We start from the raw sequence: 12,525 nt of genomic DNA, 5'->3' as shown, positions 1-12,525 counted from the left end.
CTCGTAGACCACGTACGCGAGTTCCTTGACTCCGCTCATGGGGAGCTCTCCTTCGAAAAGTCGGGGTGTGGTGGCGGGCTCAGGCCGGGACGGCGAGCCCGCTGACGTCGGCGGCGGCGACGAAGCGGTCCGGGCGCACGGCCACCGCGCGGGCGCCGTACCGGCGCAGCCAGGGCCCGAGCACGCCCTCCAGGTCGACCAGCTCGTCGGGGCCCTCGGTGTACGCGCTCCGCGGGCGCACCGCCCGGTAGCGAGCGCCGAGCGCGTCCCACTGCCGGCGCTCCTCCTCGCTCAGCAGCGTCGAGGGTCGACGTCGTCGCCAACAGCACGAACCCGTCGCCCAGCACCTCGTCCAGGCGCGCCATCCGGCCCGCCGTGTCGCCGACGACCGGCTGGGGCACCATCCGGCCGACGACGCTCGTGTCGCCGAGCGGGCCGCGCAGCAGCCGGCCTCCAGGACCGGCGGTGCGGTCAGCGGCGGCTCGAACGGCGTGCACAGGTCCTGCGGCGGCGGCGCGGACAGCGCGGCGCGCTCGTCGTCGGAGATCTCCTGCTTGATCACCGGCCGAGCTGCACCGCGAGCGAGGTGTAGAACGCGGCGTTCGGGCGGCGCTCCGCCTCGTAGGTGTCGAGCCAGGACTCGGGCAGCCGTCCGGCGAGCACGCGGCCCAGCTTCCAGCCAGGTTGTGCGCGTCGCGCATCCCGGTCTGCATCCCGGCACCCGCCCACGGCGGCATCAGGTGCGCGGCGTCACCGGCGAGGAAGACGCGCCCCGAGCGCCAGGTCTCGGCCATGCGCACGTGGTGGCGGTAGAAGGCGTGCTGATGGATCTCGACGTCGTCCTCACTCACCCCAGCGCCTTCAGCAGCGGCCACACCTCGGCGGCGGTCGGGAAGTCGGCCTCGGTCTCGTGAGGCTTGAGCGGGATCTCCCAGCGGTGGTTGCCGGCCGACAGGGCGATGTCGACGACCGGGCGTTCCTTGTCCGTCCAGAAGGTGAGGAAGTCGCGGTCGGGCCACCAGCGCTTGACCGGCAGTCGATGACCACCCAGGTCGTCTCGCCGGTGTCGCCGAGCAGCGGGATGCCGAGCCGCTGCCGGGTCGCGCTGCTGCCGCCGTCGGCGGCGACGGCGTACCGGGTGCGGTAGCGGGTGACCTCGCCGGTCGCGGTGTCCGTGGTGGTGAGCGTGACGCCGGAGTCGTCCTGCTCGATCTCCGTCACCTCGGCGCCGTAGCGTACCGAGATCAGCTCGCTCCGGTCCTGCGCGCAGGCGCGCAGCTCGCTCTCCATGGTCGGCTGGTAGATGTTGTAGAAGCGCGGGCCGGACCCCAGCGTCGACGGCGGGTGCTCGATGCGCATCACCTCGTCGCCGTCATAGGTCACCCAGCGCAGCGCACGCTGCGGGTCGATGACCTTCTCGACGCGCGCGCCGATGCCGAGGCCCTGGAAGATCCGCATGGTCCAGTCGTTGACCGTGACGGCCCGGGCCCGCGGATAGATGTCCCTGTCGCGCTCAAGAGCGAGGACGCTCGCGCCCTGCTGCGCGAGGGTCAGAGCACCGACGACCCCTGTGGGGCCGTAGCCGATGACAGCGACGTCCGCGTCGAAGTTCTGGGGCATGGCGGCCTCCTTGCCGTCCAAGTTTTGGACCGGTCGTTCAGTCCAATAGTGGGGACTGTCACACGCCCCAAACAGCCCGGTCAAGGGCATACGGGACGGATTCCGCACAGCAGAATCAACGTGCGGAACGAACCCGGACGCCTAGGCTTCAGGGTTCGGCCGGCCGCCGAGCCCTGCGGAACCACGGCACGCGAGCGCCCGGCATACCCGGACAAAGACTCCGGACTGCCCCGGTCACGCCCCTGGGTATGCTTCGGTGCGTGGAACCCAGGAGCGACAAGAGCGGCAATCGCAGGGGACGGCGCTCACGGGACGAGATCCTGGAGGCCGCCTCCCACCTGATGGCCGAGCGCGGGTTCGCGGCGACGACGCTCTCGGAACTGAGCCGCGTCTCAGGGGTGCCCAAGAGCGCCGTCTACCACCACTTCCGCTCCAAGGCGGGGCTGCTGTCCGCGGTGATGGAGCGCGGCGCGCACGCGTTCTTCGAGCACATGGCGAAGGCCCAGGAACGCCCACCGCGCGAGCGCGGCGTCCGCGAGCGGCTCGGCTGGTACCTCCAGCGCACCGGCGAGGTCTTCCTCGCCCACCCCGACTTCCTGCGGCTGCACCTGATCCTGGTCATGAACGCCGAGGTCATGGACGCGGCGGAGGCCGGCGAGGTCGAGGCGATCATCGCGCGGGTGCGGCGTGACGGCCGCGCCCACATGAACCGCATGATCGCCGACTCCTTCGCCGCCTACGGCCCCGAAACCGCCCAGGCCGTCGCCGACCGCCTCGACTACTTCGCCATCGCCGGATTCGACGGCGCGTTCGTCGCCTGGCAGGCCGACCCGTCCGCTCCCTGACCGATGCGATGGACCAGCTCACGGACGCGGTGGCGGCCCTCGGCGAATCCCTCGCACGCACAACGCCGGACACGGCAAACCTGGACAGCGCGCCCACCCGGTGACCTAACTACGCGTCGGGCCTGCTCGCGCGTCCCTGCCCGAGGCGGATGAACGCCTTGCCGGAGTCGAAGTCGACAGAGTTGGGCGGCGCACCGGAGTCGGCGTCGTCTCGGCAGGTGAGTTGGCGTTCCCGCTCTTGTCGGACATGACGCTGCGATGGATGGAAGAGCTCGCCCCATGTCTCCACAGCCGACGCTCCACCACCGCCATGTTTGCGCCGACGCCGGCCGACCCACATGAAGAGGACAAGCCACAGGGCGATGGCGACACCGCCGATCGTCAACAGCAAAGGACGTCGCCTCCAGCGTCGGCGTCTGTCTTCCCGACAGTCTGCCGACCACCGGGAAGCGTTGTCGATGACCCGGCCAACGATGCGAGCCGATGCCCGGTACGAAGACTCGTCCGATACCCGGAGGCGGCCGCGTCGCTGTGAGTGCGAATCCCTGCCAGCGCCGGCCATAGTGCGGGAGCTCGCGACCACAGTGACGGCGAAGTCTCTAGAAGGCAGGCCGCCTCACGTTGCCGCCTTGCCCCTGCGGAAGCGAGCCCAGCTCTCTCCATGCAGGAAGTGCCTGTTCACAGGCCGAGCCGGATCGGCCGGGACGGAGTACCGGCGGTGATCAGCGTCGTCAGGGAAGACGCGAGGTCGCGCGGGGAGAACAGGTCCGAACCGGCATAGGACGCGATTTCGTGAGGGCGCCACCACTTCAGACCGCTGATGCACTCTGCGGCGAGCTGGTCGTCGGACAGGGTTCCGCGCGGCTTGAATGCGGCAGTGCGTACGAGGAAATAGTCGTTGATGACGCCGTCGTATCCCTCGACATGTCCGGGTGCCACAACTTCCTGGTGCCAAACGTGCGGCGGATCGGCTGGGACGGCAAGCCCGACCTCCTCCTGCAGTTCGCGGCTCAGCGCGGCAAGCGGCGTTTCACCCGGCTCGATCCCTCCGCCGGGAGTGGCCCACACCACGGTTCCCGTCGGCTCTGGAATCGCGAACCGGCAGAGAAGGACTCGCCCGTCCTTGTCGAGGATGATTGCGCGGACTGAATGACGCAGTTTCACAGACGGCATCCGGACACGCTAGCGGGCGTGCAACCAGGCGCGATGTGATTGAACAGGCCCCAGCCCAGTAGCTCACCGATACCGACCAAGGAAGCTGAGCCAGAGCCCTAGCACCGCAGGGGGCTGCTCACCGCGTGCGTGTCAGCGGTCTGGGGATGTCGACTGTCTGTTCGCCGCGTACCCGCCAGCTGTGCGCACGATTGCTTCACATTTTCCACGTCACCAACGCGGCGCTCGGTGGCATGGTTGATCGACTGGCGAGCGCCGTGCCAGTACGTCTGCTTTTGGGGGGAATTTCTCATGCGTATCCGCACTGCTGTCGCTTCCACCGCCGTTGCTCTGCTCGTTCTGTTGGGTTCAACTGCGTGCTCAGCCTCTTCGGGCGACACGCCTGCATCCCCCAGTTCGGAGTCCACGAAGGACGGGGCCAAGCAGGAGCAGGTGTCCCAGAACGAGCCCGCAGTCGATCCTTCGAACTGTGCGGTTCCTTCCGAGGAGATGCCAGAGGAATGCGAGGTCCACCCGTCCTTCGCGGCGACCGAAGAGGGGGTCCCGGCCGAGGGGATGCCCACACCGGCGCCCAGCAACTAGGACACGACGGGCGGGCCGATTCATCGGTCCCCGCCCCTGCATCGGCTACACCCCACCTACGCTTCCGCCAGCTGCTTTCAGCCCTACGGCGATGTCTCTACGCGGCGGACCTGCTGGCCTCGACACGGGAGAGTGATACCAGCCTGTGGCATGGCCGGACTGGCTTCCGGTGGACGGTCAGCAGCAAGAGCGGAAACGCACGGAGCGGCTCAGCGACTTCGCCCCATCCCTGCGACGGCCTGGCCACCTCGAAGCTCTCGACGGCAAGCACAGGGGGGAGGAGGACGAGTGGGAGTTGTACTGGATACGGTTGCCGCTGATCGCCGCCCGCACGGGGGTCGACGAGGCGGTTGAACGGACCTGCGCCCACCCCGAAAGTGTTACGTGGTATGCGGCGGGGCACATCGCCGGGCTTCCTGCCGATGCCGGTCGCACAGAGGAAGCCGTCACCGTCCTTCAACGGCATGCCGACCGGAACAGTCATGACTTGGCTGGTTACCTCATCGGCCTCGGCCAGATCGACGAGGCCCTGACCGTTCTTCAGCAGCCCCGACCCCAACCGCCGTGATAGAGACGCCCCACCTGGGGTTGCAGGATCCCCCCATACTGAGGCCCTGCCCACCCGAGGCACGCCGGGGTAGCCACCCGTCGCCCGGCAAGATCGAGGATCGCGCGCGAGACCGCAGTTCTGACCAGGCCGGCATCTGTTGGCTCCCGCCATAGGAGGCAGCACATAGCGGAGCCCCATCTCAAATGGATCTCGCTGGGCTTGGTCCATCCACATCACCTGCCCCGGCAGGCCGAACCTTCGCATCCGTCACCCGCAGCACGACGGGCGTTCGCCGCCCGGGCAGAACCACCGAAGGACCCAGTCCCAGTTCTGTGCAAGGACAACGAGCCCCTGGACGCGCGGTGGCATTGGTAGCAGACTTCCAGCGCGACGGTCAGCAGCCGCTGAGACGTCAGAACGCCCGGTGTTACGGCCTGTCCGCTCAAAACATAGTAATGCCGCAGTCTGGGAACCCAGCGGCGGCATCTGTGCCCGCGATCAGGCGGGGGCGTCGGACTGTGACGACGTGGATTGCGGGTGGTCTGAGGCGTTTGGCGGCGGGCATCGGTTCCACGTGGATCGAGATGAACCCGGCTTAGGCCGTTTCTGTCGGATCATCGTGCTGACCAGATGAAGATGGCCACGACGTGGAGTTCGGCCAGGTAGACGGTGGCGGTCTTCTCGTAGCGGGTGTTGATTCCTCGCCACTGTTTGAGGCGGTTGATGCACCGCTCGACGGTGTTGCGCTGCTTGTATGCCTCACGGTCGAAGGCGGGTGGCCGGCCGCCGCAGCTGCCGCGACGGAGCCGGTGCCCCCGCTGGTCCGCTGGGACCGGGATGACTGTCCGGATTCCCCGTCGTCGCAGGTGCTCGTGGATGGCTCTGGAGGAGTACGCCATATCAGCAAGAACCACATCCGGCCTGGTGCAGGGACGTCCAATGCTACGGGGAATTCGGATCCGTGCCATCACGTCGATGAAGGCGGGCGCGTTATCGGCCTGCCCCGCTGTGACCAAGAAAGCCAGAGGCCGACAGTTGCCATCGGATGCAAGGTGGATCTTTGTTGCCCTTCCAAGAACCGAACTCCGCGGGTAGATCCATCCACGGAGATCCCGTGCGGTACTTCCAAGGGATGGCATTGGATGACCCGCCGTTGGTCACGCCACCTAAGGGTTGTCCCGTAACTGCTGGTCACGGGTGAGATGATCTTGCGGTGGCTGGTGTGATCACGGCGTCGGAGCCGTCCTGGATAGCCCCGTTCACCGGGCTGAGCCCTCGCCTGTTCGGCAAGCTGGTGACCGTACTGCGGCGCGAGGGTGCGGATGCGGTCCGCAGGGGCCGGCCGTGGAGCCTCCCGCTGGAGGACCGGGCTCTGCTGGTCGCGGCGTACTGGCGCACAAACTTGACGATGCGCCAGCTCGCCCCGCTCTTCGGGGTGTCCAAGTCGGCAGCGGACCGCATCATCGACCACCTCGGGCCGATGCTCGCGCTCCAGCCCCGCAAGCGGTTCGCCAAGGACACCGTCCTCATCGTGGACGGCACCCTGGTCCCCACCCGGGACCACACGGTGGCGGAGCAGTCCAAGAATTACCGGTACTCGACCAACCATCAGGTCGTCATCGACGCCGACACCCGCCTGGTCGTCGTGGTGGGCCGGCCGCTTGCCGGAAACCGCAACGACTGCAAGGCATGGGAGGAATCCGGCGCCAAAGCCGCCGTCGGCAGAACACTCACGATCGCCGACGGCGGCTATCCCGGCACCGGGCTCGTCATGCCCCACCGCCGACGCAAGGGCGAAGACCTTCCGGACTGGAAGGAAGCACACAACAAGTCCCACAAGCAGGTCCGCGCCCGCGTCGAGCACGTCTTCGCGCGCATGAAGACCTGGAAGATCCTCCGCGACTGCCGCCTCAAAGGCGACGGAGTCCACCACGCCATGCTCGGCATTGCCCGGATGCACAACCTCGCCCTCGCCGGATAGACGCACGGCCCGCACAACGGCCAACCACGCCCAAGGCGGCTCAGAGATCATTTACGGGACAGCCCTTACCACCTCTACGAGGAGTCCGGGCCGACAGCAAAGGCTCGATCCAGGCCCACTGGGCGTCAGTCAACACACCCGTACAACGCGGGCAGCCTTCGCCGCAACGCCTCAGAACCCGGCCACGGACTTGTCGAGCACGCCGCCCACGGCACCGTAGATGCTGCAGCGAACGGAGTGTCCGGCTCTGCGGCGGAGCCCGAACCCCACGAAGAACGACACTGTGAAGAGTCCGCCGAGGATCACCGCCACGACTGGGCCGTAGACGAAGTACACGACGCATGCGACGACAGCCCAGACCAAGAGAGGGAGGAGCGAACCACGCAACACTGCCCAGAACCTCACCTGCTCTGGGGCTCCAGGCAGGGTACGTTGACGCCACACCTCTATGTGGTTCCTGGTCGTACAGTTCTCACGCCGCATGGACCCATTACACCACTGGCTGGTCGCTGACCCGTAAGAAACGGCCTAGTGTCTTGTGATCCGGTTCGTGTCAGTTCGAGTTGTTATTGACGAGTTTCCTCACTCTGGTCGCGACGAGCCGGACCTTTGCGAGGATCTCGCCGGTGGTCGCGGTCCAGGTGAAGGGTTTCGGGTTCTGGTTCCAGGAGTTGATGTAGTCGCGGATCTGCTTGACCAGGACGTGGACACTGGAGAAGGTGCCGCGACGGATGGACTGCCGGGTGATGATCCCGAACCAGATCTCGATCTGGTTCAGCCAGGAAGAGCCGACGGGGGTGAAATGGAAGTGCACGTGAGGGTTCTTCTCCAGCCACGCCATCACGTCCGGGGTGGTGTGCGTGGACAGGTTGTCCAGCACGATATGGATCTCCTTGCCGGCGTGCGGTTTCACCACCTTCTTCAGGAAGGCCAGGAAGTTCGCCCCGTTCCGGTTCGGCTTGCATTCGCCGAGTACTTCGCCGGTGGCGATATTCAGCGCGGCGAACAGGTTCGTGGTGCCGTGCCGCACGTAGTCGTGGGTGCGCTTCTCGGTGGCGGCGAAGGCCACGGGCAGCACCGGCTGGGTCCTGTCCAACGCCTGCACCTGCGTCTTCTCGTCGACCGACAGGACGACAGCGCCCCCGGGCGGGTCCAGGTACAGACCGACGATATCGGCGACCTTCTCCGCGAACGCCGGGTCTTTCGACAGTTTGAAAGTGCCCGACCGGTGCGGCTTCAGGTTCTCCTCCCGCCAGACACGGGCGATGTAGTGGAAGGACACCTTGATGCCCTCGCGCCGCTTCAGGTGATCGGCCAGTGTGCGCGTGGACCCAACGTCGCTCGCTTAGTTCATGATCGCGTAGAGTCTCGGTCTTGTGCCGAGAGATCACATAGTTGGTGAGACGTACCCGGAGCGGGTCCGGATGGGGGTGCTGTCGCGTACGTTCACGCCCGAGCTGGTCGACTTCGTGGTCGATGAGGCGGGGGCGCGCGAGGAGCGGACCCGGTCGTTGCCGGCCCGGCTGATGGTGTATTTCGTCCTGACGATGTGGCTGTTCAGCGGTGACGGATACGGCCTGGTGCTGCGGGAGTTGGTGGAGCACTGGCCGCGCCGGGCGCGGGAGGTGTGGCGTCCGGCGCGCACGGGGTCTCTGACAACGGCGCGGGCCCGGCTGGGTGCGGGGCCGCTGCGACTGCTCTTCGACCGGGTCGCCGGTTGCACCGGCACTGCGGCCACGCCGGGGGCTTTCTGGCGCGGGCTGCGGCTGACCTCCATGGACGGCACACTGCTGGACGTTCCTGACAGCGAGGCGAACGCTGCCGCCTACACCCGTGCCTCCAACGGAAATCGGCCTGGACCGTACCCGCAGGTGAGGCTCCTCGCGCTGGTGGAGTGCGGCACGAAGGCGTTGATCGGTGCGGTCTTCGACTCCTTCGCCGTCGGCGAGCGCACCTTGGCCGCCCGCCTCCTGGTGCACCTGCGGGAAGGCATCCTGTTGATGGCCGACCGGGGCTTTCCAGCCTATGAGCTGTGGCGGGCAGCCGCGGTCACCGGGGCCGAACTCCTGTGGCGGGTCTCGGATTCCTTCACCCTGCGGCCGCATGAGGTTCTGGCCGACGGCACCTTCCTCACCCGCCTGAACGGGCCGCGCGGCGCCCGGATCACCGTGCGCGCCGTGGAGTACACCGTGGTCACCACCACGATCGGCGCGGACGGCGACAGTGAGGAGACCTCGGAGCTGTTCTGCCTGATCACCACGCTCCTGGACCCCGAGGCGGCACCCGCCGCAGAGCTGGCAGAGCTGTACACCGCCCGCTGGACCAGCGAGACGATCTTCAAGCACATCAAGATCGAACAGCGGGGAGGACGCACCGCGACCCTCCGGTCCAACAGTCCCGCCATGGTCGAGCAGGAACTGTGGGCCATGCTCTGCGTCTACCAGGCCGTACACGACCTGGCCGTGGACGCCGCCCACCACGCGAACCTCCCCGTCTCGCACATCAGCTTCAAGAACACCCTCGCCGCCGCCCGACGTTCCGTCGGCGCGGACTTTCCCCCCTCGGCAACTGGCCGCCAGGATCCGTGACATCCAGGCCGACCTGACCCGCGAGGCCGTCCGTCCCCGCCCCGGACGTGCCGCACCCCGCGCCACCAAACGCAGCACCACCGGATACCGCACCCTCAAACCGGACGAGCCCGCCACCACCAAGGTCACCCACACGATCAGCCTCTCGCTCTTCCCCGAAGAACGACGACCACGCAAGCCGCGGGCGAAGCCGAGACCCCTGCAACTCGCCCCGCAGGAAACGACGTCACCGACACTCAAAGACATGGCGACGGCCATCTAATAGAGTGACGTTGCGCGTGGACCAGTGCGACAGTCCCGATTCCGGTGGCGGAGTCATCCGCGTCAGCGCGATCACCCGGCTGCGGGTCTGCGGCGGCACCTGCTCCTTTCCGCCACCGCGCTTCCTTTCCACCAGGCCCGCCACACCGTTCTCCACGTACCGGGTCCTGGTGCGGTCCACCGTTCGGGCGGACACCCCCGCCAGTTCGGCGATGTCCTTACGGCGGCGGCCCTCGCCCGCCCACAACACGATGCGGGCTCGCAGAGCCACATCCGCAGTCACATGCCGGTCCGCCGCCAACGTCCGCAATTCCGCGGCCTGTTCCGAAGAGAGGTTCACACAGTGTCCAACGAACCAAAGAGCTTCAGGTGACATGAACCAGATCACAAGACACTAGGTCAAGACGTGTTTATGGATTACCGACGCATGGCGGTGCTTTCGCCGTCCGTGGATTTCGTGGGCACGTCGGCATCTGGGCTGCCCGGCATCGTTCACGACGTCCACAAGGCGCGTGAACACGCAAATCGTCGGTGCCCTCTCCGAGGCCAACGTCGCTCTATTAGATGGCCGTCGCCATGTCTTTGAGTGTCGGTGACGTCGTTTCCTGCGGGGCGAGTTGCAGGGGTCTCGGCTTCGCCCGCGGCTTGCGTGGTCGTCGTTCTTCGGGGAAGAGCGAGAGGCTGATCGTGTGGGTGACCTTGGTGGTGGCGGGCTCGTCCGGTTTGAGGGTGCGGTATCCGGTGGTGCTGCGTTTGGTGGCGCGGGGTGCGGCACGTCCGGGGCGGGGACGGACGGCCTCGCGGGTCAGGTCGGCCTGGATGTCACGGATCCTGGCGGCCAGTTGCCGAGGGGGGAAAGTCCGCGCCGACGGAACGTCGGGCGGCGGCGAGGGTGTTCTTGAAGCTGATGTGCGAGACGGGGAGGTTCGCGTGGTGGGCGGCGTCCACGGCCAGGTCGTGTACGGCCTGGTAGACGCAGAGCATGGCCCACAGTTCCTGCTCGACCATGGCGGGACTGTTGGACCGGAGGGTCGCGGTGCGTCCTCCCCGCTGTTCGATCTTGATGTGCTTGAAGATCGTCTCGCTGGTCCAGCGGGCGGTGTACAGCTCTGCCAGCTCTGCGGCGGGTGCCGCCTCGGGGTCCAGGAGCGTGGTGATCAGGCAGAACAGCTCCGAGGTCTCCTCACTGTCGCCGTCCGCGCCGATCGTGGTGGTGACCACGGTGTACTCCACGGCGCGCACGGTGATCCGGGCGCCGCGCGGCCCGTTCAGGCGGGTGAGGAAGGTGCCGTCGGCCAGAACCTCATGCGGCCGCAGGGTGAAGGAATCCGAGACCCGCCACAGGAGTTCGGCCCCGGTGACCGCGGCTGCCCGCCACAGCTCATAGGCTGGAAAGCCCCGGTCGGCCATCAACAGGATGCCTTCCCGCAGGTGCACCAGGAGGCGGGCGGCCAAGGTGCGCTCGCCGACGGCGAAGGAGTCGAAGACCGCACCGATCAACGCCTTCGTGCCGCACTCCACCAGCGCGAGGAGCCTCACCTGCGGGTACGGTCCAGGCCGATTTCCGTTGGAGGCACGGGTGTAGGCGGCAGCGTTCGCCTCGCTGTCAGGAACGTCCAGCAGTGTGCCGTCCATGGAGGTCAGCCGCAGCCCGCGCCAGAAAGCCCCCGGCGTGGCCGCAGTGCCGGTGCAACCGGCGACCCGGTCGAAGAGCAGTCGCAGCGGCCCCGCACCCAGCCGGGCCCGCGCCGTTGTCAGAGACCCCGTGCGCGCCGGACGCCACACCTCCCGCGCCCGGCGCGGCCAGTGCTCCACCAACTCCCGCAGCACCAGGCCGTATCCGTCACCGCTGAACAGCCACATCGTCAGGACGAAATACACCATCAGCCGGGCCGGCAACGACCGGGTCCGCTCCTCGCGCGCCCCCGCCTCATCGACCACGAAGTCGACCAGCTCGGGCGTGAACGTACGCGACAGCACCCCCATCCGGACCCGCTCCGGGTACGTCTCACCAACTATGTGATCTCTCGGCACAAGACCGAGACTCTACGCGATCATGAACTAAGCGAGCGACGTTGGGTCCACGCGCACACTGGCCGATCACCTGAAGCGGCGCGAGGGCATCAAGGTGTCCTTCCACTACATCGCCCGTGTCTGGCGGGAGGAGAACCTGAAGCCGCACCGGTCGGGCACTTTCAAACTGTCGAAAGACCCGGCGTTCGCGGAGAAGGTCGCCGATATCGTCGGTCTGTACCTGGACCCGCCCGGGGGCGCTGTCGTCCTGTCGGTCGACGAGAAGACGCAGGTGCAGGCGTTGGACAGGACCCAGCCGGTGCTGCCCGTGGCCTTCGCCGCCACCGAGAAGCGCACCCACGACTACGTGCGGCACGGCACCACGAACCTGTTCGCCGCGCTGAATATCGCCACCGGCGAAGTACTCGGCGAATGCAAGCCGAACCGGAACGGGGCGAACTTCCTGGCCTTCCTGAAGAAGGTGGTGAAACCGCACGCCGGCAAGGAGATCCATATCGTGCTGGACAACCTGTCCACGCACACCACCCCGGACGTGATGGCGTGGCTGGAGAAGAACCCTCACGTGCACTTCCATTTCACCCCCGTCGGCTCTTCCTGGCTGAACCAGATCGAGATCTGGTTCGGGATCATCACCCGGCAGTCCATCCGTCGCGGCACCTTCTCCAGTGTCCACGTCCTGGTCAAGCAGATCCGCGACTACATCAACTCCTGGAACCAGAACCCGAAACCCTTCACCTGGACCGCGACCACCGGCGAGATCCTCGCAAAGGTCCGGCTCGTCGCGACCAGAGTGAGGAAACTCGTCAATAACAACTCGAACTGACACGAACCGGATCACAAGACACTAGGCCGTTTCTTACGGGTCAGCGACCAGCCAGTGGTGTAATGGGT

General features: G+C 67.0%; 12 protein-coding genes and 2 pseudogenes. 5 read left to right on the top strand and 9 right to left on the bottom strand.

Annotated elements, in window-relative coordinates; genetic code table 11:
* Window positions 1-79: 79 nt before the first annotated feature.
* The 3 genes and pseudogenes from DNK56_RS36035 to DNK56_RS36030 form a co-directional block, all read right to left on the bottom strand.
* The gene (locus tag DNK56_RS36035) at window positions 80-562 is read right to left on the bottom strand and encodes a hypothetical protein (protein ID WP_241989976.1); all 483 of its coding nucleotides are present in this window, start codon (window positions 560-562) and stop codon (window positions 80-82) included.
* Between the two features lie 169 nt (window positions 563-731).
* Window positions 732-794 (bottom strand): annotated as a pseudogene (locus DNK56_RS36465) (FAD-dependent monooxygenase); the annotation flags it as partial.
* A 67-nt stretch (window positions 795-861) separates the two neighbouring features.
* Complete coding sequence (locus DNK56_RS36030) at window positions 862-1,620, bottom strand: FAD-dependent monooxygenase (RefSeq protein WP_274578637.1); 759 nt, start codon at window positions 1,618-1,620, stop codon at window positions 862-864.
* Window positions 1,621-1,880: 260 nt separating this feature from the next.
* On the opposite strand from DNK56_RS36030, the gene DNK56_RS18020 reads away from it, so the two are divergent.
* A complete protein-coding gene (locus DNK56_RS18020) occupies window positions 1,881-2,465 on the top strand; it encodes a TetR/AcrR family transcriptional regulator (protein WP_241989925.1) in 585 nt (194 codons plus the stop codon).
* A gap of 109 nt (window positions 2,466-2,574) precedes the next feature.
* Here the strand turns inward: DNK56_RS18020 and DNK56_RS36780 are convergent, their stop codons facing one another.
* Window positions 2,575-2,805, bottom strand: a complete 231-nt coding sequence (locus DNK56_RS36780) for a DUF6191 domain-containing protein (RefSeq protein WP_446750437.1) — start codon at window positions 2,803-2,805, stop codon at window positions 2,575-2,577.
* 338 nt (window positions 2,806-3,143) lie between these two features.
* Window positions 3,144-3,638, bottom strand: a complete 495-nt coding sequence (locus tag DNK56_RS18015; protein WP_111335256.1) for an NUDIX hydrolase — start codon at window positions 3,636-3,638, stop codon at window positions 3,144-3,146.
* Window positions 3,639-4,389: 751 nt separating this feature from the next.
* Here DNK56_RS18015 and DNK56_RS18010 point away from each other — a divergent pair.
* Window positions 4,390-4,788 (top strand): hypothetical protein, encoded by a 399-nt coding sequence (locus DNK56_RS18010; protein WP_111335258.1) that lies wholly within the window; start codon window positions 4,390-4,392, stop codon window positions 4,786-4,788.
* Between the two features lie 596 nt (window positions 4,789-5,384).
* Here DNK56_RS18010 and DNK56_RS18005 read toward each other — a convergent pair.
* Window positions 5,385-5,897: pseudogene (locus DNK56_RS18005) on the bottom strand (IS5 family transposase); the annotation flags it as partial.
* 86 nt (window positions 5,898-5,983) lie between these two features.
* On the opposite strand from DNK56_RS18005, the gene DNK56_RS17995 reads away from it, so the two are divergent.
* On the top strand, window positions 5,984-6,751 hold the full coding sequence (locus DNK56_RS17995; RefSeq protein ID WP_111334259.1) for a transposase: 768 nt from the start codon (window positions 5,984-5,986) through the stop codon (window positions 6,749-6,751).
* 553 nt (window positions 6,752-7,304) lie between these two features.
* Here DNK56_RS17995 and DNK56_RS17985 read toward each other — a convergent pair.
* Window positions 7,305-8,069, bottom strand: coding sequence for an IS630 family transposase (locus DNK56_RS17985; protein ID WP_274543577.1), 765 nt, complete (start codon window positions 8,067-8,069; stop codon window positions 7,305-7,307).
* Window positions 8,070-8,175: 106 nt separating this feature from the next.
* Between DNK56_RS17985 and DNK56_RS17980 the strand changes: the two genes are divergently transcribed.
* Entirely contained in the window at window positions 8,176-9,339 is a 1,164-nt protein-coding gene (locus DNK56_RS17980; RefSeq protein ID WP_111329449.1) for an IS4 family transposase, read from the top strand.
* A gap of 226 nt (window positions 9,340-9,565) precedes the next feature.
* Here the strand turns inward: DNK56_RS17980 and DNK56_RS17975 are convergent, their stop codons facing one another.
* The gene (locus DNK56_RS17975; protein WP_158558450.1) at window positions 9,566-9,871 is read right to left on the bottom strand and encodes a helix-turn-helix domain-containing protein; all 306 of its coding nucleotides are present in this window, start codon (window positions 9,869-9,871) and stop codon (window positions 9,566-9,568) included.
* Between the two features lie 551 nt (window positions 9,872-10,422).
* Window positions 10,423-11,586, bottom strand: coding sequence for an IS4 family transposase (locus tag DNK56_RS17970; RefSeq protein WP_111329449.1), 1,164 nt, complete (start codon window positions 11,584-11,586; stop codon window positions 10,423-10,425).
* Window positions 11,587-11,692: 106 nt separating this feature from the next.
* Between DNK56_RS17970 and DNK56_RS17965 the strand changes: the two genes are divergently transcribed.
* Entirely contained in the window at window positions 11,693-12,457 is a 765-nt protein-coding gene (locus tag DNK56_RS17965) for an IS630 family transposase (protein ID WP_274543577.1), read from the top strand.
* The last annotated feature ends 68 nt before the right edge of the window (window positions 12,458-12,525 follow it).

The sequence above is a fragment of the Streptomyces sp. AC1-42W genome (genome assembly GCF_003248355.1).
Classification (GTDB): domain Bacteria; phylum Actinomycetota; class Actinomycetes; order Streptomycetales; family Streptomycetaceae; genus Streptomyces.
This window is presented reverse-complemented; position numbering and strand designations above follow the sequence as displayed.